The following is a 22,439-nucleotide window of genomic DNA, read 5'->3' as shown; positions in this document are numbered from 1 at the left end:
CCGGGGGGCCCGGGGGGTCGTCCCCCCCGATAAACGGCGAAGGGTCCGCGGGGAAGGGCGCAAAGCGCCCGACCACACGGACCCAGACCAGTAGCGGGGGCAGGATTTGAACCTGCGACCTCTGGGTTATGAGCCCAGCGAGCTACCGAACTGCTCCACCCCGCGGTGATGTTTTGAGTCTATGGCATGGGGCGGGGTGCTGCGAACGGGGCGGGTCATTTGCAGGTGGGGATGTCGCCTTTGCCGGTGGTGAGGGCGTTGATGGCCTGGACGGTGCCGTGGAGGGTGTCGGCGCGGATGAGGCGGAGGCCGTCGGGGCGGGAGGCGGCGGCGTCGGGGCAGTTGTCCTTGGGGGTGAGGAAGACGGTGGCGCCGGCTTTGCGGGCGGCGATCATTTTCTGCTGGATGCCGCCGATGGGGCCGACTTCGCCTTTGGCGGTGATGGTGCCGGTGCCGGCGATGAAGGTGCCCTGGGTGAGGGAGCCGGGGGTGAGTTTGTCGATGATGGCGAGGGAGAACATGAGGCCGGCGGAGGGGCCGCCGATGTCGCCGACGCTGATGTCGATTTTGAAGGGGAATTTGTACTGGTCGGAGATGACGACGCCGACGGCGGCGCGGTCTCCGTTGGGGGTGGCGACGGTTTTGAGGGTGGTGGTGGCGGGCTTGCCGGCGCGGGTGTAGCCCAGGGTGACGCTGTCGCCGATCTTGTGTTTGGCCATGGTGCCGGTGACCTGGGCGACGTTGGTGACCTTGGCGCCGTCGACGGTGGTGATCTCGTCGCCGGTCTTGAGGACGCCGTCGGCGGGGCGGCCCTTCTGGATGCCGTCGACGACGACGCGGGTGGTGACGGGGATGCCGAGTTCGTGGAGGGCGGCGGCTTCGGCGCTCTGCTGGGAGTCCTGCATCTGGCGGGTGTTCTCTTCGTCGACCTTTTTGGGCGACTCGTCCTCGGGGAAGATCGTCTCTTCGGGGACGATGGCGGTGTCGCCGGCGATCCAGCCGCGGAGGGCGGTGAAGAGGTCGATGCGGCCGCCGGGGCCGCCGCGGTAGGTGACGGTGGTGAAGTTGAGGTGGCCGCCGTCGGGGTAGGTCTGGCGGCCGTCGATCCTGATGAGGGGCTGGCCCTTGTCGTTGGTGCCGAGGGTGTTGCTCGTCGGACCGGGCATCAGCGCGACGTACGGGACCGGCATGGCGGAGCCGATGATGGCGAGCACGATGACTATCACGCTCGCGGCGGTGAGCGTGGCGGCACGACGGGACATGTCCGAAACTCTATGCGGTCGGGGCGGTCAGCACGCGCCGACCCATTCGTCGCCGCCGTCGGCGAAGGTCTGGTGCTTCCAGATGGGCACGTTGGCCTTGAGGTCGTCGATGAGCTGCCGGCAGGCGGCGAACGCCTCGGCGCGGTGGGCGCAGGACGCGGCGGCGATGACGGCGAGGTCGCCGACGCGCAGGTCGCCGACGCGGTGGACGGCGGCGAGCCCGTGGACGGGATGGTCGGCGGCGACCTTCTCCATGACGGCGCGGAGCTGCTGTTCGGCGCCGGGGTGGGCGCTGTAGTCGAGGCCGGTGACGGTCCGGGCGTGGTCGTGGTCGCGGACGGCGCCGACGAACACGGCGATACCGCCGGCGCCGGGTGCGGCGACGGCGGCGAGGACCTCGTCCACGGACAGGGGCTCGTCGCGGACGCCGATCAGCCTGATCACGCTGTCGTGGCTCACGTCAGGCAGGCTACCCACTGGCCGGCTCGCCCGGTTCGTCCGGTTCGAAGGTGGCGGCGAGGGCCTCGGCGAGGGCGGGGACGAGGTCGGGCCCGGCGAGGACCTCGTCGTCGGTGTCGTGGCGGCGGAGCCGGAGCGCGGAGTGCCGGGCGCCGTCGCGGAGCACGCCGACGATCATGCGGACGTCCTCGCGCTCGGGGTGGGACGCGGCGAATTCGGCGGCTTCGGCGTCGTCCTCGGGGATGTCGGCTTCGGCTTCGGGCGGCAGGACGACGCGTTCCATGACGAGGGCGCAGCCTTCGACCGTGTCCGGCCAGGCGATGGTGGCGAGGGCGTCCTCGACGGCGTCGCGGTCGGGAAGGGCGGGCTGCTCCAGCGCGGCGAGGGTGTCGGCGTCGGGCGGCAGGCCGAGCTGGTCGGCGAGGTCGGGCTCGGCCTGGCGAAGTTCGGCGCTGCGGACGAGGGCGTAGAGTCGGGGCGCGGCGTCCCAGCCTTCTTGCGCCGAGTGGCGTTCGAGGTCCAGGACGACTTCTTCGAGGAGGCTCACGGGGCCCATCTTTCCCCCATTCGGCGCATCGACATGCGGGAACCCCCGCGCCAGTCGGTAAGTTGCTTCTACAGCACCGGCGGGCGCCGGTGGCGAGATCTCGATCGGAGGGGTCAGTGACCTTCCGTACTCCCGGCTTCGGGCGCCGGCTCGGTACCGGACGGACGCGGCTGGTGCTGCCTTCTCTGGTGACGCTCGCGGTGCTCCTGATCGCGTTCATGGTCTTCACGGCGACCTACACGAATCTGCTGTGGTACGACTCCATCGGCTTCTCGAAGGTGTACACGACGCAGCTTCAGGCGAGGGTGGCGCTGTTCTTCGGGGCGGGGCTGCTGATGATGCTGCTGGTCGGCGCGAACGTGGCGGTGGCGTACCGGCTGCGTCCCGCGTACCGGCCGCTGTCGGTGGAGCAGCAGGGCCTGGAGCGGTACCGGGCGGTGATCGATCCGCGCCGGCGGCTGATCGCGTGGTCGCTGCTGGGGCTGCTCGGGGTGCTGACGGGGTCGTCGGTGGCGGGCCAGTGGCCGGTGTGGCTGGCGTTCCTGAACCGGACGCCGTTCGGCGTGAAGGACCCGCAGTTCCACAAGGACGTGTCGTTCTACGTCTTCACGTATCCGTTCCTGCGGCTCATCATCGGTGTGGTCTTCGCGATGGTGATCCTGTCGATCCTGGCCGCGGTGATGGTGCACTACCTGTACGGGGGGCTGCGGCTGCAGGGGCCGGGCGACAAGGCGAGCCCGCCCGCGCGCGCCCACCTGTCGGTGCTGTTCGGGCTGTTCATCTTGTTGAAGGCGGTCGCGTACTGGTTCGACCGGTACGGGCTGGTGCATTCGGAGCGCGGCGTGACGACCGGCGCGTCCTATGCCGACGTGAACGCGCTGCTTCCGGCGAAGACGATCCTCATGATCATCGCGCTGCTGTGCGCGGCGATGTTCTTCAGCAACCTGCTGCGCCGCGGGATGATGCTGCCGGGCGTCGGGTTCACGCTGCTGGTGCTGTCGGCGATCCTGCTCGGCGGGGTGTATCCGCTGCTGATCCAGCAGTTCCAGGTGAAGCCGGACGAGCTGGCCAAGGAGCGTTCGTTCATCCAGCGGAACATCCAGTTCACCCGGCAGGCGTACGGCGTGGACGGCGCGAAGGTCGTCCCGTACGGGTCGCAGCCGGTGACGGACAAGACGAAGCTGCAGCAGGAGGCCGACCAGCTCGGCGGGGTGCGCGTCCTCGACCCGGCCGTGGTGGGCGAGACGTTCCAGCAGCGCCAGCAGATCAGGCCGTTCTACCGGTTCCCCGACACGCTGGACGTGGATCGCTACGAGGTGGACGGCAAGCCGATCGACACGATCGTCGCGCTGCGCGAGCTGTCCGGGGCGCCCGCGGCGCAGCGGAGCTGGGTCAAGGACCACCTGGTGTACACGCACGGCTACGGGTTCGTGTCCGCGTACGGGGACCGCTTCGCCGCCGGCAACGAGCCCGACTTCATCACCAAGGACATGCCGGTCTCCCCCGAACAGAAGATCAAGGTGGCGAAGCCGGAGATCTACTTCGGGGAGCGGTCGCCGCGGTACTCGGTGGTCGGCGGGCGCGGCCAGCAGGAACTGAACTACCCGGACAACAGCAAGACGGGGCAGCAGAACAGCACCTACGACGGGGACGGCGGCGTCCCGATCGACTCGTTCCTCAACAAGCTGCTGTTCTCGGCCAAGTTCCAGGACAAGAACCTGCTGCTGTCCGGCGCGATCAACCAGAACGCCAAGATCCTCTACGACCGGTCGCCGCGGCAGATGGTGCAGAAGGCCGCGCCCTGGCTGACGCTGGACGGCGACCCGTACCCCACGGTGGTGGACGGCCGCATCCTGTGGATCGTGGACGGCTACACGACGTCCAACAGCTACCCGTACTCGGAGGAGATGAGCCTCGGCGACGCGACCCGCGACACGATCACCGACACGCGTTCGGCGGTGGCGCGGCAGGCCGACGACCACATCAACTACATGCGGAACTCGGTCAAGGCGACGGTGGACGCCTATGACGGCTCCGTGCACCTGTACCAGTGGGACGAGAACGACCCGATCACGAAGACGTGGATGAAGGTGTTCGACGGGACCGTCCAGCCGCGGTCGTCGATCCCGCCCAAGTTGGAGGCCCATTTCCGCTACCCGCAGGACCTGTTCAAGGTGCAGCGGAAGATCCTCACCCAGTACCACGTGACGGACCCGTCGGCGTTCTACAACGGCGAGGGCTTCTGGGAGGTGCCGGAGGACCCGTCCGCGAAGAACCGGAGGCAGCCGCCGTACTACCAGAGCCTGCGGATGCCGGGCCAGGACGCCAAGTCGTTCTCGCTGACGACGGTGTTCAACCCCCGGGGCAACCCGCAGCTCGCCGCTTTCATGGCGGTCGGGTCGACGCCGGGCCGCGACTACGGGCAGATCCAGATCCTGCAGATGCCGCGCAACGCGCAGCCCGCGGGGCCCGGCCAGGTGCAGAACTCGTTCGAGACGGACACGCAGGTGAAGGCCGACCTGTTCGCGCTGAGACAGGGCGGCACGAAGACCGTGGCGGGCAATCTGCTGACGATCCCGTTCGGCGGCGGGCTGCTGTACGTCGAACCCATGTACACGAAGGCGTCGGGCGGCAAGGAGAGCCAGCCGTACCCGATCCTCGGCAAGATCCTCGTCCGGTACGGCAACGGCATCGCGGCCGCGGACACGCTGGAGGACGCGATGAAGCAGATCCTCGGCACCGCGTCCGCGGCGCCGCCGACGCAGACGCCGCCGGCCCCGGGCGGGCAGCAGCAGCTCAGCGCCGCGGCGCAGAAGGCGATCGCCGATCTGCAGACGGCCGTGAAGGACTACGAGGACGCGCAGAAGAAGGGCGACTATCCGGGCATGGGCGACGCCTGGAAGCGGATCAAGGACGCGCAGGCCGCGCTGGCGGCGGCGGGCCAGGCCAAGCCGGCGACGCCGAGCCCGTCACCGAGCCCGACCGGGACGCAGACCGGGTCCCCGAGCCCCTCCGGCTCGCCGCCGGCGAGCTGATCCCGCCGAGCCCGGGCCGGCCTCGGCGGCGGGCCCGGGGGCGCGCCGGGTCAGCGGCGGCGTTTGCGGGCGCGGCGGATGGCGGCGGCCGCGCCGATCGCGGCGACGGTGGCGCCCGCGGCGGTCGCCATCGTGGCCTCCTTGCCGCCGACGCGGCGTCCGACGACGGCGTGCCGCCCGGCGGTCTCCTCCATCACGGCGCGCAGCGCGGCGGCGTTGTCGTACAGGGGTTTCCAGCCGGCGGCGCGGAGCCGCGCGCAGTCCACGACCCACGGGTAGGCGACGTAGTGCAGGTCGGTGGCGGGCGCGGGCGTCATGCCGAGCCGGTGCAGCCGCTGCGCCATCCCGAAGGTGAGCGCGGCGGGCAGCTCGAAGCTCCGCTTCCCGGTGATCTCGGTGACCTCGTCGGGGCCGAGCCAGCCCTCGCAGCCGACCGTCAGGGGGCCGGTGACGTCCTCGGTGACGACGACGTCCAGCGCGGCCGCGAGGTCCTCGATGTGGCAGAACTGCCAGCCGGGCGTGCTGCCCTTGACCGACAGCAGCCGCGGCGCCTCGAAGTGCCGGGTGATGACGGTGTCGATGCCGGGCCCGGCGAGCGCGGCGGGACGGACGACGGTGACGTCCAGCCCGGGGTGGGTGACGGGCGCGGTCGCGGCCAGCTCCTCCATCTCCAGGTAGTCCCCGGCGATGGACGTGCTGGCCTCGGCGAGCAGCGGCGCGTCCTCGTGCAGCGGGACCTCGTTGCCGGGCTCGGCCCCGTACACCATCGCGGACGTGACGAGGACCACCCGGCGGACCCGGGCGGCGGCGGCCGCGGTGACGACGGTCTGCGCGCCGCGGACGTTGTGGGTGCGGCGGTCGCGGGGGTCGACCTCCGGGGAGCTCTCGACGTCCAGGTTGACGATCACGTCGACGTCCGACAGCCGGTTGGACAGCAGCGGGTCGCGGATGTCGACGACGCGCCAGGTGACCCCGGGCACGTCGCCGCGGTGGCCGTCGATGGCGACGACCTTGCGGATCTCCTGCCGTTCGGCGAGCCGGGCGGCCAGCAGCCGCCCCGCACCGGAGGCGGCGCCGGTGACGGCGACGACCGGGCCCTTGCTACGCCGAGGGCGAACCTTGCCCGTTGCCACGGGGGTGCCCCCTTCCTTGTGTACGCGACCTTGCCGGGACCGGCTAACGTTGCGGATATGAGCCCATCATGCATCCCAGGGGCAAACCGATGAGTGACAACCCGTTCGGCTTCAACCGTCCAGGCGACGGCGACGACGACGACCGGCCCCAGGATCCATTCAAGGGCATGGGCGGCGACATGGCCCAGTTCGCCGACATGCTGCACCGGTTCGCCGACATGATCGGCGGCCAGGGTGCGGGCGGCGACGCCGGCGGCCCCCTGAACTGGGATCTGGCCAAGAACATAGCGCGGCACCAGGTGGTGGAGCAGGGCGACCCGTCGGTCGTCGACAGCGAGCGGCGCCAGGTCGAGGAGGCGCTGCGCCTGGCCGACCTGTGGCTGGACGAGAAGACGACGCTGCCCGCCGGGATCCGGACGCCGCGGGCGTGGAGCCGGTCCGAGTGGATCGAGCAGACGCTTCCGGTGTGGGCGAAGGTGTGCGACCCGATCGCGGCGCGCATGGTCGAGTCGATGGGCGGGGCTCTCGGCGGTGCGGGCGGCGACATTCCCGCTGACATGCAGGCGATGGCTGGCCCGCTGATCGGGATGGTCAAGCAGATGGCGGGCGCGATGGTCGGCGGGCAGGCCGGGCAGGCGCTCGGGGCGCTGGCCCGCGAGGTGACCGGCTCCGCGGACGTGGGCCTGCCGCTCGCGCCGAGCGGCGTCGGGGCGCTGCTGCCCGCGGGCGTCGAGGCGTTCGGCTCGGGCCTGGAGGTCTCCGGCGACGAGGTTCGCCTGTATCTGGCGCTTCGGGAGGCCGCCCACCAGCGGCTTTTCGCGCACGTCCCGTGGCTGCGCTCGCATCTGCTGGGCGCGGTCGAGGAGTACGCGCGGGGCATCACCGTCGACCTGTCGGGCATCGAGCAGGCCGTCCAGGGCCTCGATCTGTCCAACCCGGAGGCGATCCAGGAGGCGCTCGGCGGCGAGATCCAGCTCCAGCCGGAGGAGACGCCGCGGCAGAAGGCGGCGCTGGCCCGGCTGGAGACGGCGCTCGCGCTGGTCGAGGGCTGGGTCGACACGGTCGTCAACGAGGCGGCGGAGGGGCGGCTGCCCGGTTCGGTGAAGCTGGCCGAGGCGGTGCGGCGGCGCCGCGCGACGGGCGGCCCGGCGGAGCGGACGTTCGCGACGCTCGTCGGCCTGGAGCTGCGGCCGCGGCGGCTGCGCGAGGCGGCCGGCCTGTGGCGGACGCTCACGGAGGTGCGGGGCACGCAGGGCCGGGACGCGATCTGGGACCACCCCGACCTGCTCCCGACGTCCGACGACCTCGACGACCCGGACGGGTTCGTCCACGGCCGCGACGAGATCGAGGGCCTGTCCGACCTGGACCTGTCGAACCTCACCAAGGCCCCGGACGAGAACGAAGCCAAGAAGCCCGACGAGAAGCCGGCCGAGAGCGAAGCCAAGAAGCCGGACGAGAAGCCGGACGAGAAGCCCGACGACGAAGACGAGGGCGAACACGGCGGCTCGGGCGACGGCGGGCCTCGCGCATGAGCCTGTCGCGTGAGTCGCACGGGTCGCCGGTGTCGCGCGTGAACGGCTGCCGGTACGGGCCCGGCTCGTCCACGAGGGCGATCAGGCGCCGGGTCGCGCGGGCGAGTCTGTGCTGGCAGCGGCCCGTCGATCAGGAGCGTCGTCGCCGCCATCCCGTCAACTCTCGTTACCCGCGCGTGGGACGCACGTGACGCAGGGCGTCCCGCGAGGCGCTTTGTACGAGGACGCCGTGCGGGTCCTGTCGTCGTGGGAGGCGCCCGACGCCGGGCAGGAGGACGTCCGGCTCGGTTTCCTGCGGCATCTGGAGGAGTACCCGGCGGACGGGATGTGGCGGGAATGCGCGGCGGGGCACATCACCGCCAGCACCGCCGTTCTCGACGCGTCCAGGGGCCGCGTGCTGCTGACCCTGCATGCGAAGTTCAAGCTGTGGTTCCAGCTCGGCGGGCATTGCGAGCCCGGCGACGCGACGCTCGCGGGCGTGGCGTTGCGGGAGGCGACGGAGGAGTCGGGCATCGGGGATCTGCGGCTGCTGCCGGGGCCCGTCCAACTCGACCGGCACGCCGTCCGCTGCCACCCGGACGGGACGTGGCATCTGGACGTCCAGTACGCGGCGATCGCCCCGGCGGACGCGCGGCACACGGTGAGCGACGAGTCGGACGCCCTCGCCTGGTTCCCGGTCGACGGCCTCCCCGAGCCGACCGACGACGCCCTCCGGCGGCTCGTGGCGCGCTGTCAGGAACTCAGCGGGTGACCTTCGAGGAGGGCGCGAGTGTTCTCCCAGCCCTCCAGCCCAGGATCGAGGAATCGCAGGTCAGAGGCGGTGCGGAGGCGGTGCCAGCCGGGCCCCTGCGGGACGAGGCCGGGACGCGGGGCGGCGGCGCGGAGCCGGGCCAGCGCGTCCGGCGTGTCGAGATCGACGTCCTGGAGCGCCGTGGCGAGCCAGCCGGGCAGCGGCAGCCGGGCCGCGAGCGCGACGAGACGACCGCCGGCGCGATCGTCCGATTGGGCGGGGCAGGCGGCGGCCGGGGCGTGGCCGAGGGCGCGGAACAGCTTGCCGATCAGCAGCGGCGGCAGGTCGGGGGCGTCCGGCGCGACCAGCGCGGCCGTCCCGGCGCCGAGCGCGTGCAGCGCCGCGAACGCGCCCGCGAGCGTCGGCTCCCGGACGATCGGGGTGCCGGGCCAGGTCACGGCCTCGGCGTCCGGCTGGTCGGGCGGGTCGAGGACGAGCGCGGACGTCACCAGTTCGAGCCCGGCGACGACCTCGTAGGTGTCTTCCAGCAGCGCGAGCCGGAACGCGCGGGCGTCGACGCCAGGCGGCACGTCCAGCGGGCGACCGGGCAGGGAGAGCACGGCGGCGAACCTCGCCGCAGCGCCCGGGTCGGGCGGGTGGGTCACCCGGCGACCTCGTGCGGGAAGTCGTCCCCGTGGTGGACGCCGTCGTCGGCGACCTCGTCGTCCGGGGCGTCCGCCTCAAGGGGCAGGTGCGCGGCGGCGGCGACGCCCTCAAGGTAGCCGCGGGCCCGGTCGGCCTTCGGGTAGTTGCCGACCAGCTCCCAGAAGTCGGCGCCGTGCCCCGGAATGAGCAGGTGCGCCAGCTCGTGGACGAGGACGTAGTCGACGACCCACCCCGGCATGCCCCGCAAGCGGGTGGACAGCCGGATCGTCCCGTCGTCGGGGGTGCATGATCCCCAGCGGGTGCGCTGGTTCGCTACCCAGCGGACGCTGGTGGGGTCGGCGCGGCCGTCCAGGTAGCGGCGGGACAGCTCCCGGGCCCGCGACTGCAGGTCGGCGTCGCTGGGCCGCCGGCGGCGTTCCCTCTCTTCGAGCCGCTCCAGGATGGTCGCGATCCACTGTTCCTCTTCGGCCTTGCTCAGCCTGGACGGAACCATCACCACCACCTTGTCGCCATCTCGGTAGGCGGACACGGTTCGCCGGCGCCTCGCGCTGCGACGGACCTCAACGTTAGGGGGCACGCCTGAACCGTACTCGAAAATTTGCCTCCACCACAGGGGGTGTTTGACGTCGTCGCAGGTCAGGGGGTCTGTTTTTGACCGACGTTCACTCGCCGGTGAACCGCGGGACGCGCTTGTCCCGCTGCGCCGCGAGCCCTTCCAGCATGTCCCTGGACGACATCGTGACGGGCTGGGCGAGCGACTCCCAGCGCAGCACCGCCTCCATGTCGCCGTGCCCGCCGCCGGAGAGGGCCGCCTTGGTGAGCCGGGTGGCGATCGGGGCCTGCGCGGCGACCCGGCCGGCGACGGTGAGCGCCTCGTCCAAGACCTCGTCGCGGGGCACGGCCTTGTTGACCAGGCCGTATCGCTCGGCTTCGGCGCCGGTGACGACCCGGCCGGCCAGGAGCATCTCGCGGGCCAGCGGCAGCCCGGCGACCTCGGGGAGCAGCCAGGTCGCGGCCATGCCGGGGTGCAGGCCGAGCGCGGTGAACGGGGCGAGGAGCTTGGCGTCGGACGACGCGTACCGCAGGTCGCAGGCCAGCGCGAGGCACAGCCCGGCGCCGACGGCGTGCCCGTTGACGGCGGCGATCGTCGGGACCTCCAGGGCGCGGATCGTCAGCCAGGTCCGGTAGAAGGCCAGCATCCGGTCGCGGAGGGCGGGGACCGCGACGTCGCCCGTGTCCGCCAGCCAGGACAGCTCGCCTCCGGAGCTGAACGCGCTGCCCGCGCCGGTCACGACGACGCAGCGCACGTCCCGGTCGCCGCGCAGGTCCTCGATCGCGGCCCGCCAGGCCGCGGTCATCTCGTCCGACATCGCGTTGCGGCGGTCGGGGTCGTTCAGCGTCAGGACGGCGATCCCGTCCGGACGGCGTTCGGCGAGCAGCGGTTCGGGCATGGCCCGCACCGTACCGCGACGCCCGTCCGGCACCCGCCCGCGGGCCGGGCCGCGGCGTGAGAAAGCGCACACTTACCGCGTCGCCGCAGGTCAGCTCGTTCCACGGTTCTTGACTCCGGCGATACTTGCGGGTGGTTGTGGCGTGAACGACAGTCGATCACCGAGAATGGTCGGCGTGAGCGATCTTCCCCGCCGCGCGGTGACGCGGTCAGCAAAGCTGGCGTCCCTCCCCATCGGCTTCGCTGGGCGCACCGCGCTCGGGATGGGGAAGCGGACGTTCGGCCGCCCGGCCGAGACCGTCGCGCTGGAGATCCAGACGCGGACCGCCGAGCAGCTGTTCAAGGTGCTCGGCGAGCTCAAGGGCGGGGCGATGAAGCTCGGCCAGATGCTGTCGATCTTCGAGGCGGCGCTGCCGCCGGAGATCGCCGGCCCGTACCGCGCCACGCTGACCAAGCTGCAGGAGGCCGCTCCCCCGCTGCCGGTCGCGACCGTCCACAAGGTCCTCGCCGAGTTCCTCGGGGACGACTGGCGCGACTATTTCGAGTCGTTCGACGACCAGCCGGCCGCGGCGGCGTCCATCGGCCAGGTGCACCGCGCCGTCTGGCACGACGGCCGTCCGGTCGCGGTCAAGGTGCAGTATCCGGGCGCCGGGAAGGCGCTGATCAGCGACTTCAACCAGCTCGCGCGCCTCGGCCGGCTGTTCGGCGTGCTGATGCCCGGCCTGGACGTCAAGTCGATGCTCGCGGAGCTGCGGGAGCGGGTGGTCGAGGAGCTCGACTACACGATCGAGGCCGAATCCCAGACGATCTTCCGGGACGCCTACGACGGGGACCCCGACTTCTACGTCCCCGAGGTCATCGCGCAGAACGGCAACATCCTGATCAGCGAGTGGATGGACGGCACCCTCCTCTCGAAGATCATCAGCGAGGGTGATCAGGAGACGCGGAACCACGCGGCCCTGCTGTACTGCCGCTTCCTGCTCTCCGGGCCTAAGCGGTGCGGGATGCTGCACGGCGACCCGCATCCCGGCAACTTCCGGCTGCTGGCGGACGGCCGGCTCGGCGTGCTCGACTTCGGCGCCGTCGACCGCATCCCCGGCGGCTTCCAGCGGCGGCTCGGCCTGCTGCTGCGCATCGGCACGATGGCCGACATCGACGAGGTCGAGGACGCGCTGCGCCGCGAGGACTTCATCCGCGAGGGCGTGGAGATCGACGCCGACTCGCTGCAGGCGTTCCTCGCGCCGATCACTGAGCCGTTCGTGACCGAGACGTTCAATTTCAGCCGCGAGTGGCTGCGCGACATGGCGGCCAAGGTGACGGACCTGCGTCCGGGCAATGTGGTGCGGCAGCTCAACCTGCCGCCCGACTATGTGATCATCCACCGGGTGCTGTCGGCGGGCACCGGCGTGCTGTGCCAGCTGGAGTGCGAGATCCCGGCCCGCGCCGAGTCGCTGAAGTGGGTCCCGGGTTTCGCCGACGACGAGGACGGCGAACTCGTCTCAGGCTGACCGGCGGGCAGTCATATATAGCCGCTGACCGGCGGGAAGACTTAGCGGAGCCCCGCGCATTGATGAGAGGCGCGGGGCCCCGCTTTTCGCGCGTCCCGGTGAGTGGGCCACCTTGGACGCGCTCCAGACGCCCGCAGGGAGGCGATCGTCCGCCAAACCATCCAAGAAGGGCGGACGACGGCCTGCTACCAGCGCGGGCGGGTTCGCCCGACGGCCCGGAGGCGCGGTCCCCATGCGGGGGCCGCGCCTCCGGGGTCGGCGGGAGCCGGCGGAGCCGGCATCAGACGGACACTTCGTCGGGCCGCGGGTGCTTGCGCGGGCGGCCACGCGGCCGCTTGCGCGGGACGATCACGCCGCGGACGAACAGCTCGCCGCCCCAGACGCCCCAGGGCTCCTTGCGCTCAAGCGCCCCGGCGAGGCACTCCTTCAGGAGCGGGCACTCCAGGCACAGGGCCTTGGCGAGCTCGACGTCGGCGGGAGCCTCGGCGAAGAACAGCTCCGGGTCGGTCCGGCACGGAAGAGTGAGGTCCTCCTCGCTTACTGCGAGTGCCCCCTGCATCACAGTCACCCTTGTTCCTCTCGTTGGATCTCAACGGGCGTGTCGGTGGGTTGTCCTGGGCAAAGAAGAAGGCCGCGGATCCGGTGTCTGGATCCGCGGCCTGGGGGCTTGCCGGTGTGGTGCTAAACCGGTTGCCTCCAGGGGTACGGACCCGACAGGTCACCCGTGACGGTGACGCCCACGTGGGCCGTGGCCGGAGCCTGGACGGTCATGTCCTCGAGAAGGTGGCCGAAGACACTGCGTCCCTGGTCCTGGATTCGCTGCTCAAAGCTCAGTTCGCGCAGTTCACGCAGATTCAGGCCGCGCTTGCCGCGCGGGTCGCGTAGGTCGCGCGGTCGCGAGCCGGACGCGTTCGCATAGGCGGACGGCGCGACGGGGATCGAGACGCCAGGGCAGGCGGCGGTCCAGGACGACGCGGATTTCATCAACGTGTTGCTCACCGGACTGCACACCACCCTTCTGGCTTCTCGGGGCCGCACCGGCGGATTCAAGATCCGCACCGGCGGGCCGGTTGATTGCTCGCGATCGAGCGTACGGGGCGTCCGCCGAATCAAGCAAGGCATTTTTGACCTGCGGTTTTGTGGGTGAGTTCACCCTTTTCCCGCGGAACCCGCGACGCCTGGCGAGCGTCGGAGACTCTCGGGATGCCCGTACGAATTGATCATTCTACCCGCCCCCGCGCCGCTTCCGCCGTACCCCGCCGGGCCGGATCCGGCCGCCCGCCCGGTTCGTCCGCCCTCGTCCGCCCGGCCGCCCGGGCTCGTTCGCCCGAGGTCGTCCGCCCGCCGGGATCCGTTCGCCGGACGAGCGGACCGCGACGCCGGGTGGGGGCGGCCCGGCGTCGCGGTCGCTCAGGTCACCGGGTCCCGAGCAGGATGGACGGCGGCACCCGCGTCGCCACCGGCGGCAGCTCGGTGCCCTGCCCGGCGGCGCCCGGCCGGGTCGCCATCGCGCTGGCGTCCGCGGCGCCCCGCGTGTCGAGCGCCAGTGCGGGCTCCGGCTCGAACGGCTGGATGTCGCCCACGCACACCGTCCCTGCGGGCGGCAGCGCGCCGCGGACGAGGTAGTCGTCGACGGCGCCCGTCACGCACGTGGAACTGCCGTAGGCGGTGTGACCCCAGCTGTTGCTGGACAGCAGACGGCTGCCGGGCAGCAGTTTGCTGGACGACACCGCGTCGTTGTAGTTCGTGGCCGGGTCGTAGTAGTTCCCGACGAACAGGACGGGAGCGTTCGTCCGCCGGTTGAAGGGGCCGGTGTAGGCGTCCTCGTCGCGGACCGTCCAGGAGTCACCGGCGCACTGGACGCTGCTCCAGCCCCACGCCCGTCCGAAGTATGGCGCGCGCTTGTCGGACGCCGCCGTCAGCGCGGGCCAGTTCCCGGCCTTCTTCGGGTGCAGCCCGTCGGTGCAGACGACGCTGCTGAACGCGTCGAGCCAGTTGTCGTAGGGGAAGTCCTTGGCGAGGACCTTCTCGGCGGCGTCCTGCTGCTGCTGGACCTTGGCGCGGCGCTCCGCGATACGCGCGGCGAGTGCCTTGCGCGCCGAGGCCGCTTCAGCCTTCTGCGCCGCCGACGAGGCGGGCGAGGTCGCCTTCCACAGGTCGGTGAGGATCAGGTCGATGAAGAAGTAGCCGCCCGGGCTGTACAGCTCGCCGAGCATGAACGCGACGAGGTCGGCGTAGGTGACCTTCAGGCCGTCGATGTCGGCGGGCTTCGCCTTGAGCCGTTCGGCGAGGACGCCGAAGTTCTTGACGGGGTCGCCGAACTCCGCGAACGCGCACGCCTCCTTGCCCGCCTTGCCGCAGCGGACGAGGATCTCCCGCAACGCCTTGTAGGCGCCGTCGGCGGATCGCAGCCGGTCGTCGAGGATCTGGTCCTGCGTCTTCTTGGTGCCGGTCCAGGAGACCGGGTTGATGATGCCGTCCACGGCCACGGCGCGCATCCGGTCGGGGAACATGTTGGCGTAGTACTGGCCGAGCGCCGAACCGTAGCTGAAGCCCAGGTAGGTCAGTTTCTTGTCGCCGACCGCGCGGCGCAGGACGTCCATGTCGCGCGCGACGTCCGCGGTGGACATCGCGCCCGCCAGCTTCTTGCCGGTGGTGGAGCAGCCCTTGCCGAGGGCCGTCGCGGACTTGATGTAGGCCGCCTCCTGCTTGGCGCCCACGGGGAAGGCCACGTCCAGCCCGGTCAGCGCGAGCGCCTGCTCCTTGGTGGACTTGAAGCAGGCGACGTTGTCGCTGAAGCCGATGCCGCGCGGGTCGAACCCGACGACGTCGAAGCGGTCGAGGACGTCCGGGCCGAGGAAGTCCGGTGCCTGGAGGGCCATGCCGGTGCCCTGCCCGCCGGGCCCGCCGGGGTTGACGAACAGGCTGCCGACCCGCTTCTTGGCGTCGCGGGCCTTGACCCGCAGGACGGCGACCTCGGTCGTCGCGCCCTTCGGGTCGTCGTAGTCCAGCGGTAACCGGACGGTCGCGCATTCGGCGGTGCCGTAGCACGGGTACCAGCCGAGTTTCGGCGTGGGGACGCCGTCCACGCGTTTCTTCTCGGCCGGGCTCGTCGTGTCGCCGGCGGGCGCGGCCCGGACGGCGGGGGCGCCGGGATCGGCGAGGGCGGTGACGGCCAGGGCGGGCACGAGCGCCGCGGCGGCGCCGACGGCGAGAATGCTGCTTCTCAGGCGCATGCTTTTCCCTTCTGGGGGGAGCAGTGCCACTCCGCGCACACGGCGGATTGGTCCCCTGATCCTTGTGCCGCGCCTCTCGCAGCGTGATCCACCGGCAGACCCCTCATGCGGTCCCGCGGATCAAACCCCAGGAGGATTGACGCGCGCCGCGATCGCTGGTTCGGCAGGCCCGGAGGCCGCGGCGCGCGGCGGCACGGGCGCGGAAGCCGGGACGGCGGCGCTGTCCTGTTCCGGTCAGTCGCCGGTGACCCGGATCAGGCCCTCCTGCATGACGGAGACGACCAGCTCCCCGGAGCGGGTGAACACCTGGCCGCGGGCCAGGCCGCGGGCGCCGCCGGCGAACGGCGTGTCCTGGTAGTACAGCAGCCAGTCGTCGGCGCGGAACGGCCGGTGGAACCACATCGCGTGGTCGAGGCTGGCGCCCATCGTCTGCTTGTCGCCCCAGGTCAGCCCGTGGTTGAGCAGGACGGTGTCGAGCAGCGTCATGTCCGAGGCGTACGTCATCAGGCACACGTGCAGCAGCGGGTCGCCGGGCAGCTCGCCGTCCACCTTCAGCCAGACCTTCGACTCGGAGGTGACGAGCGACGGGTCCTTCGCCGCCTCCCAGGACAGCGGCGTCGCGTGCCGGATGTCGAACGGCCGCCGGGTGACGAACTCGCGCGCGGCGACCTCGCCGAACAGCGGCGTCATGCGGGTCAGGCCGTCGGGGAGCGTCTCGGGGGCGGGCGCGTCCGGCATCGCGGCCTGGTGGTCGGGGCCGTCCTCGACGATCTGGAACGACGCCGACAGCGTGAAGATCGCCTTGCCGTGCTGGACGGCCACGACGCGCCGCGTGGTGAAGGAGCGCCCGTCGCGGACCCGGTCGACGGTGTAGACGATCGGGACGAGCGGGTCGCCCGGACGGATGAAGTAGGCGTGCAGCGAATGCACGGGCCGGTTCACCGGGACGGTGCGTCCGGCCGCGACGAGCGCCTGCGCCGCGACCTGCCCGCCGAAGACCCGCTGCCGCCGCTCGTCGGACGTGCGGCCGCGGAAGATGTCGTTCTCGATCTGTTCGAGATCCAGCAGGTCGAGCAGCGCCTTCAGCGATTCCTTCACGGCGGCCAGTCTTCCCTATCGGTTCGCGTGATCGGGGTCACGGCATCGGCGTCCCGGCGGCTCAGCAGCCGCACAGGGTCAGGACGGCGTCGCCGTAGCGGTCGAGCTTCACCTTGCCGATGCCGGGGATCCGGGCCAGATCCTCCATCGACTCGGGGCTGTGCTCGGCGATCGCCTGGAGTGTCGCGTCCGTGAACACGACGTAGGCGGGGACCTTCTGCTCCGCCGACACCTGGGCGCGCCATTCCTTCAGCGCGATGAGCAGCTCCTCGTTCAGCTCGGACGGGCAGTCCTCGCAGCGGCCGAGCTTGCGTTCGACGGCGGCGGTGAGCGGGCGCCCGCACACCCGGCACGGCTGCGGGCCCTTGGCGGCGCGGCGCTTCGTCCGGTCGGCGCGGACCGGGGTGTGCGTGGTGGTCTTGCCCGTCAGCCCGCTCAGGAACCGGGACGGGCGGCGGTGCCGCGCCCCGCCCGGCGACCGCGACAGCGCCCACGACAGCGACAGGTGGACGCGCGCCCGCGTGACCCCTACGTAAAGCAGCCGCCGCTCCTCCTCGACCTGCGCGGGGGTCTCGGCGTAGACGATCGGCAGCGTTCCGTCGACGAGCCCTACGAGGAACACCGCGTCCCACTCCAGGCCCTTGGCGGCGTGCAGCGACGCCAGCGTGACGCCCTCCAGCGGCGGCGCGTGCTGCGCGGCGGCGCGTTCCTCCAGTTCGGCGACGAAATCGGCGAGGGCGGCCTTCGGGTTGTCGGCGGCCATGTCCTCGGCGAGCTGAGCCAGCGCGGCCAGCGATTCCCAGCGCGCGCGCGCCGCGCCCGCCCCCTCGGGCGGCTGGTCGGAGAACCCGGCACCGGACAGGACGTGCCGGACGGTCATTATCAAACCCGTCCCGTCCGTTTCGGCGTCGGCGCCCGCCCGCGCCGCGCCGCGCAGCCGCACCACCGCTTCGCGCACTTCGGGCCGCTCGAAGAACCGTTCCGCGCCGCGCAGGACGTACGGGACGCCCGCCGCCGCCAGCGCCGCCTCGAACGTCTCCGACTGCGCGTTGATCCGGTACAGGATCGCGATCTCCCGCGCCGGGACGCCCTCGTCGATGAGCTTGCGGGCCCGCCGCGCCGCGTCGTCGGCCTCGGCGACCTCGTCGTCGTACTCGTTGAACAGCGGCTCGGGCCCGGGCTCGCGCTGGGCGACCAGCTCCAGCTTGTGCCGCCCGCTCCCGGCCTGCTCCATCACCCCGTTCGCCAGCCGGACGACCTGCGGCGTCGACCGGTAGTCGCGGACGAGCCGGACGACCTTCGCGTCCGGATGCTCGCGGGTGAAGTCGAGCAGGTGCGACGGGGACGCGCCGGTGAACGAGTAGATCGTCTGGTTCGGGTCGCCGACGACGCAGAGGTCGTCGCGGTCGCCGAGCCAGGTGTCGAGCAGCATCTTCTGCAGCGGGTTGACGTCCTGGAACTCGTCCACGACGAAGTGCCGGTACTGCTCGCGGACCTGGTTGGCGACCTCCCGGTGCTCGGTGAGGACGGCCGCGGTCAGCTCCAGCATCCCCTCGAAGTCGAGCAGGTTGCGCTCGCGCCTGAGCTGCTCGTACATCGCGTAGACGCGGGCGACGTCCACGACCTCGGCGGGCGCCCGCCGGCCCGCCTTGACGGCTGCGGCCGGGTAGTCCTCGGGGCGGTGCTGGGTGACCTTCGCCCATTCGATCTCGCTCGCGACGTCGCGCAGCTCCGTCCGCCCGAGCGACAGCCGGCACGCCCGCGCCGCGTCCGCCACCAGCCCGATCTTCGAGTCGATGATCTTGGGCGGCTCGCCGCCGACGACGCGCGGCCAGAAGTAGGTGAGCTGGCGCAGCGCCGCCGCGTGGAACGTCCGCGCCTGGACGCCGGGCGCGCCGAGCAGCCGCAGCCGGCTCCGCAGCTCCCCCGCCGCCCGCGTTGTGAACGTCACGGCGAGCACCCGCTGCGGGGACACGACGCCGGTCAGCGTGGCGTACGCGATCCGGTGCGTGATGGCCCTGGTCTTGCCCGTCCCGGCGCCCGCGAGCACGCACACCGGCCCCTGCACCGCCTCGGCGACCGCCCGCTGTTCGGGGTCGAGTCCCTCCAGCACCGACTCAGTCGACATCCCCCCATACTCGCAGCCCGCCCCACCCGTATCGCCACTACCGCCGCCTGTGGATAAGCAGGTCCGTGGATGAGCGGAATGCGCAACGCCTGCCTACTGTTCTGCGATAAGCGGATCGGACGAGCGACAGAGGGAGACGACGCAGCGATGGCGACGCCGACGACCGACCGGGCCAAAGACCCGACCGGCCAGCTCACCATGTACACGACGTCCTGGTGCGGTTTCTGCCGGCGGCTCAAGCGCCAGCTCGCCCGCGACGGCATCGAGATGCTGGAGATCGACATCGAGCGCGACCCCGCCGCCGCCGACTTCGTCATGAGCGTCAACGGCGGCAATCAAACCGTCCCGACGATCGTCTACCCCGACGGCACGGCCGCCACCAACCCGAGCGCGAAGGCGGTCAAGGCGAAGCTCGCGTCGCTCACCTGACCCGCCGCGCCCGCCGCGCGGTCAGACGCGTTCGCCGTGCGGTCAGAAGGGCGGCATGTTCGGGAGGTCGGTGCCGTACCAGCGCATGATGAGTTGGGCGGCTATCGACAGGGGGCCTGGGGCTACCAGGTCACCGTTTTCGATGGAGGTGCGGAGTTCGTCTCGGGTGTACCAGGCGGCGTCGAGGATCTCCTCCGGGTCGGGACGCAACGGGACGTCGCCGTCCGTCCTGGCGGTGAAGCCGAGCATCAGGCTCTGCGGCAGGGGCCAGGGCTGGCTGCCCAGGTAGCGGACGTCCCGGACGGGCAGCCCGACCTCCTCCCGCACCTCCCGCGCGACGGCCTGCTCCAGGGACTCGCCCGGCTCGACGAAGCCGGCGAGGATCGAGCGGCGGTCCGCGGGCCACTGCGGGCCGCGGGCGAGCAGGATCCGGTCGGCGTCGTCGGTCACCAGCATGATCACGGCCGGGTCGACGCGGGGGAAGTGCTGCGAGCCGTCCTCGGGGCAGACGCGCATGTGCCCGGCGGACGCCGTCCGCGTCACGGCGCCGCAGCGCGGGCAGTGGCGGTGCGTCCTGTGCCAGTGCTCCAGCGCCACGACGTGCGTGATCAGGCCGGAGTCGCGGTCGCCGAGGAGCGCGCCGACGCGGCGCAGCCCGGCCGGTTCCGCCCCCTCGATGGCGGGCAGCGGGCCGGACGCCCCGAAGTACACCGTGCCCGACTCGTCCTCGCCGAGGAGCCAGCGGTCGCCGTCCGGCGCCTGCTCGGGCGGGACGAGGACGAGCGCGGGGCTCGGCTCGTACGTCACGAGCGACCGGCCGTCCTGGACGACGACGACGCGGCTCCCCTGGTCGGCCCACGCGGCGTCCAGCCACGCGTCGTCGCGGCGGTTCAGCGCGACGCGGTCGAGGGTTCCGCGCGCGAGCGCCAGCCATTCCAGGGGACCGTCGTCCACCATCCGCCAAGCCCCCGATCACTCGTCGTCACACGCCGTTCCAGGGGAGCATCGTCCACCCCGCCCTTTTCCGGCAACCCGGCCCGGTTTCCGGCGACCCGGTCCGGTGCGGCTTTCAGCGCAGCGCGGTCGCGAATTCTTCCCACATGTACACGGCGGCTTCGGCGCCCTTGAGGAGCAGCGGGATCTCGACCTTCTCGTTCGGCGCGTGGATGCGGTCGCCGTTCAGGCCGACCGCGACGAAGACCAGCGGCGCTTCCAGGATGTCGGCGAGGTCGGCCTCGGGGCCGCTGCCGCCCTCGCGGGTGAACAGGATCTGGGTGCCGAACGCCCGCTCCATGGCGCGGCGCGCGGCCTTGACGCCGGCGGAGTCGATCGGCGAGAAGCACGGCCGGACGCCGCCGCCGCCGAGGCGCACCTCGGCTTCGATGCCGGGCGGGGTCCGCTCGGCGACCCACGCCTCGAACGCCATCTGGACTTTGCGGGGTTCCTGGCCGGCGGCGAGCCGGAACGTGACTTTGGCGTGCGCCTCGCTGGGCACGATGGTCTTTCCGCCGGCGCCGGTGTGCCCGCCCCACATGCCATTGATTTCAGCGGTGGGACGAGCCCAGATCCGTTCGAGTGTGGTGTAGCCCTTCTCTCCGTACGCGACGCGGCTTTCGCCTGCGGCGCGCAGCCATTCGTCCTCGTCGAACGGGAGGCGCGCGAACAGTTCGCGTTCTTCGTCCGTCAGCGGGACGACGTCGTCGTAGAAGCCGGGGAGCGTGACGCGTCCGTCTGCGTCGTGCAGGCCGGCGAGCAGTTCCGCCATAGCGTGGAGCGGATTCGGCACTGCTCCGCCGAACGAGCCCGAATGCAGGTCGTGGGACGGGCCGCGCAGCGTGAACTCGACGTCGGTGAGACCGCGCATGCCGGTGCACATGGACGGGACGTCGGCGTCCCACATGGTCGTGTCGCTGATGACGATGGCGTCGCAGTCGAGCCGCTCCCGATGGGCGCGGAGGAGTTCCGCGAAATGCACCGAGCCCGATTCCTCCTCGCCCTCGACGAGCAGCTTGATCGTCACGGGCGGGGCCTTCCGGCCGGACGCGGCGAGCCCGGCGCGGAGCGCGAGCATGTGGAAGAAGATCTGCCCCTTGTCGTCGGACGTGCCGCGCCCGATGAGCCGGTCGCCGTCCTCCACGGGCTCGAAGGGGGCGGTGTCCCACTCGTCCAGCGGTTCGACGGGCTGGACGTCGTGGTGCCCGTAGACGACGACCGCGGGGGCGTCCGGGTCTTCGGCGGGCCATTCGGCGTACACGGCGGGCAGGCCCGGGGTCTCCCATATCTCGACGGTCGGGAAGCCCTGGCCGCGCAGGTATTCGGCGAGCCATCCGGCCGACCTCCGGACGTCCCCGGCGTGCGCCGGGTCCGCGGAGATGGACGGGATCGCCAGCCACTCCTTGAGGTCGGCGACGAACCGGTCCCTGCCGGCTTGGATGTACGCGACTACGTCGTTCACCTGCATGCCCCTTCGCATGTCGTGCTGTCAGGCAAAGTCTCGTCCGGCCGGGGTTTTCGAGCGCCGCGTGCACGGGCTTCCAGGGGACGAGAAACTCACAGTAAAGGATCCCGTTGCCTAGGTCGCGGCCACGCCTTGATCATCATTGACGATTCAGGAGCGTCAGTTCTGTGAGGATGTTCTTGCGTGCGTGTTGTTCGTAGCGTTCGTGGGCTGTGGGCGTGCGGAAAAGTTTCGGGAGGGCGAGTAGACCGTTGAGCACTTCGGCGCGTCCGGCGCGGAAGAACTCCTCGGGGACGAACGCGTACTCCTCGCGGACGGCGGCCGCATAGGCGGCGTATCGGGCGGGGTCCGAGCCGAGGATCGCGAGGTCGGCGTCGCACAGGACCTGGCCGTCGCGGTCGTCGTCGGCGGGCGCGTGCGTGGCGGTCAGCTCGACCAGGCGGACGACCTGCTCGACGTCCGCCGCCGGGAGGTCGGTGTCGGCGAGCATGCGGGCGGCGAGGCGGGCGCTGCGCTCCTCGTTGTCGGCGCGCTCGGGGTCGTAGACGGCGTCGTGGAACCAGGCCGCGAGGCGGACGGTGCCGGGGGCGTCGGCGTGGCCGGCGAGTTCGTCCACAAGGTCGAGGACGGCGGTGAGGTGCTCGCGCGTGTGGTAGCGGCGGTGCGGCTCGCCGTAGCGGTCGTTCAGCTCCGTCCCGATGTGCCGGGTGTGCGGCCCGGCGAGCGCGACCCACCGGTCGACGAGGTCCATATCCCCATCCTGGCCGA

20 protein-coding genes and 1 tRNA gene are annotated in these 22,439 nt (G+C 71.6%); 5 read left to right on the top strand and 16 right to left on the bottom strand.

Features of this window, described 5'->3' with window-relative positions:
* Window positions 1-91: 91 nt before the first annotated feature.
* The 4 genes from ACH35V_RS36220 to ACH35V_RS36205 all read right to left on the bottom strand — a co-directional run bounded on the left by ACH35V_RS36220 (window position 92) and on the right by ACH35V_RS36205 (window position 2,277).
* Window positions 92-165 (bottom strand) — tRNA-Met (locus tag ACH35V_RS36220).
* A 50-nt stretch (window positions 166-215) separates the two neighbouring features.
* The gene (locus ACH35V_RS36215) at window positions 216-1,262 is read right to left on the bottom strand and encodes a PDZ domain-containing protein (RefSeq protein WP_395979383.1); all 1,047 of its coding nucleotides are present in this window, start codon (window positions 1,260-1,262) and stop codon (window positions 216-218) included.
* A gap of 27 nt (window positions 1,263-1,289) precedes the next feature.
* On the bottom strand, window positions 1,290-1,721 hold the full coding sequence (locus tag ACH35V_RS36210) for a molybdenum cofactor biosynthesis protein MoaE (RefSeq protein ID WP_395979382.1): 432 nt from the start codon (window positions 1,719-1,721) through the stop codon (window positions 1,290-1,292).
* Between the two features lie 10 nt (window positions 1,722-1,731).
* The gene (locus tag ACH35V_RS36205; RefSeq protein ID WP_395979381.1) at window positions 1,732-2,277 is read right to left on the bottom strand and encodes a PPA1309 family protein; all 546 of its coding nucleotides are present in this window, start codon (window positions 2,275-2,277) and stop codon (window positions 1,732-1,734) included.
* 107 nt (window positions 2,278-2,384) lie between these two features.
* Here ACH35V_RS36205 and ACH35V_RS36200 point away from each other — a divergent pair, with 107 nt between their 5' ends.
* On the top strand, window positions 2,385-5,303 hold the full coding sequence (locus ACH35V_RS36200) for a UPF0182 family protein (RefSeq protein WP_395979380.1): 2,919 nt from the start codon (window positions 2,385-2,387) through the stop codon (window positions 5,301-5,303).
* A gap of 50 nt (window positions 5,304-5,353) precedes the next feature.
* On the opposite strand, the gene ACH35V_RS36195 is transcribed toward ACH35V_RS36200, so the two are convergent.
* Window positions 5,354-6,436 (bottom strand): NAD-dependent epimerase/dehydratase family protein, encoded by a 1,083-nt coding sequence (locus ACH35V_RS36195; protein WP_395979379.1) that lies wholly within the window; start codon window positions 6,434-6,436, stop codon window positions 5,354-5,356.
* A gap of 89 nt (window positions 6,437-6,525) precedes the next feature.
* On the opposite strand from ACH35V_RS36195, the gene ACH35V_RS36190 reads away from it, so the two are divergent.
* Together ACH35V_RS36190 and ACH35V_RS36185 are read left to right on the top strand one after the other, a co-directional pair.
* The gene (locus tag ACH35V_RS36190) at window positions 6,526-7,968 is read left to right on the top strand and encodes a zinc-dependent metalloprotease (protein WP_395979378.1); all 1,443 of its coding nucleotides are present in this window, start codon (window positions 6,526-6,528) and stop codon (window positions 7,966-7,968) included.
* A 187-nt stretch (window positions 7,969-8,155) separates the two neighbouring features.
* A complete protein-coding gene (locus ACH35V_RS36185) occupies window positions 8,156-8,719 on the top strand; it encodes an NUDIX hydrolase (RefSeq protein WP_395979377.1) in 564 nt (187 codons plus the stop codon).
* On the opposite strand, the gene ACH35V_RS36180 is transcribed toward ACH35V_RS36185, so the two are convergent.
* The 3 genes from ACH35V_RS36180 to ACH35V_RS36170 all read right to left on the bottom strand — a co-directional run bounded on the left by ACH35V_RS36180 (window position 8,701) and on the right by ACH35V_RS36170 (window position 10,815).
* A complete protein-coding gene (locus ACH35V_RS36180; protein ID WP_395979376.1) occupies window positions 8,701-9,363 on the bottom strand; it encodes a hypothetical protein in 663 nt (220 codons plus the stop codon). The two genes, ACH35V_RS36185 and ACH35V_RS36180, sit on opposite strands and share 19 nt — an antisense overlap.
* A complete protein-coding gene (locus ACH35V_RS36175) occupies window positions 9,360-9,893 on the bottom strand; it encodes a M48 family metallopeptidase (protein ID WP_395979375.1) in 534 nt (177 codons plus the stop codon). The genes ACH35V_RS36180 and ACH35V_RS36175 overlap by 4 nt, the downstream gene beginning before the upstream one ends.
* Before the next feature lie 133 nt (window positions 9,894-10,026).
* Window positions 10,027-10,815 (bottom strand): enoyl-CoA hydratase/isomerase family protein, encoded by a 789-nt coding sequence (locus ACH35V_RS36170; RefSeq protein ID WP_395979374.1) that lies wholly within the window; start codon window positions 10,813-10,815, stop codon window positions 10,027-10,029.
* Between the two features lie 175 nt (window positions 10,816-10,990).
* On the opposite strand from ACH35V_RS36170, the gene ACH35V_RS36165 reads away from it, so the two are divergent.
* The gene (locus tag ACH35V_RS36165; RefSeq protein ID WP_395979373.1) at window positions 10,991-12,322 is read left to right on the top strand and encodes an ABC1 kinase family protein; all 1,332 of its coding nucleotides are present in this window, start codon (window positions 10,991-10,993) and stop codon (window positions 12,320-12,322) included.
* 280 nt (window positions 12,323-12,602) lie between these two features.
* On the opposite strand, the gene ACH35V_RS36160 is transcribed toward ACH35V_RS36165, so the two are convergent.
* The 5 genes from ACH35V_RS36160 to ACH35V_RS36140 form a co-directional block, all read right to left on the bottom strand.
* A complete protein-coding gene (locus ACH35V_RS36160) occupies window positions 12,603-12,881 on the bottom strand; it encodes a WhiB family transcriptional regulator (protein ID WP_395979372.1) in 279 nt (92 codons plus the stop codon).
* A 122-nt stretch (window positions 12,882-13,003) separates the two neighbouring features.
* On the bottom strand, window positions 13,004-13,321 hold the full coding sequence (locus ACH35V_RS36155) for a hypothetical protein (protein ID WP_395979371.1): 318 nt from the start codon (window positions 13,319-13,321) through the stop codon (window positions 13,004-13,006).
* 416 nt (window positions 13,322-13,737) lie between these two features.
* Window positions 13,738-15,558, bottom strand: a complete 1,821-nt coding sequence (locus ACH35V_RS36150) for an alpha/beta hydrolase (RefSeq protein ID WP_395979370.1) — start codon at window positions 15,556-15,558, stop codon at window positions 13,738-13,740.
* A gap of 234 nt (window positions 15,559-15,792) precedes the next feature.
* The gene (gene tesB / locus ACH35V_RS36145) at window positions 15,793-16,656 is read right to left on the bottom strand and encodes an acyl-CoA thioesterase II (protein ID WP_395979369.1); all 864 of its coding nucleotides are present in this window, start codon (window positions 16,654-16,656) and stop codon (window positions 15,793-15,795) included.
* Window positions 16,657-16,717: 61 nt separating this feature from the next.
* Window positions 16,718-18,784, bottom strand: a complete 2,067-nt coding sequence (locus ACH35V_RS36140) for an ATP-dependent DNA helicase UvrD2 (protein ID WP_395979368.1) — start codon at window positions 18,782-18,784, stop codon at window positions 16,718-16,720.
* 147 nt (window positions 18,785-18,931) lie between these two features.
* Between ACH35V_RS36140 and ACH35V_RS36135 the strand changes: the two genes are divergently transcribed.
* Window positions 18,932-19,213: a mycoredoxin gene (locus tag ACH35V_RS36135; protein WP_395979367.1), complete on the top strand. Its 282-nt coding sequence runs from the start codon at window positions 18,932-18,934 to the stop codon at window positions 19,211-19,213.
* A gap of 42 nt (window positions 19,214-19,255) precedes the next feature.
* Here ACH35V_RS36135 and nudC read toward each other — a convergent pair whose 3' ends face one another.
* From nudC to ACH35V_RS36120, 3 genes are all read right to left on the bottom strand, one after another.
* Window positions 19,256-20,170: an NAD(+) diphosphatase gene (gene nudC / locus ACH35V_RS36130; RefSeq protein ID WP_395979366.1), complete on the bottom strand. Its 915-nt coding sequence runs from the start codon at window positions 20,168-20,170 to the stop codon at window positions 19,256-19,258.
* A 112-nt stretch (window positions 20,171-20,282) separates the two neighbouring features.
* Window positions 20,283-21,674, bottom strand: a complete 1,392-nt coding sequence (locus ACH35V_RS36125; protein ID WP_395979365.1) for a dipeptidase — start codon at window positions 21,672-21,674, stop codon at window positions 20,283-20,285.
* A gap of 136 nt (window positions 21,675-21,810) precedes the next feature.
* Window positions 21,811-22,422: a metal-dependent phosphohydrolase gene (locus tag ACH35V_RS36120; RefSeq protein ID WP_395979364.1), complete on the bottom strand. Its 612-nt coding sequence runs from the start codon at window positions 22,420-22,422 to the stop codon at window positions 21,811-21,813.
* Between the last annotated feature and the right edge of the window lie 17 nt (window positions 22,423-22,439).

This window comes from Actinomadura sp. 1N219, assembly GCF_044326405.1.
Taxonomy (GTDB): domain Bacteria; phylum Actinomycetota; class Actinomycetes; order Streptosporangiales; family Streptosporangiaceae; genus Spirillospora.
This window is presented reverse-complemented; position numbering and strand designations above follow the sequence as displayed.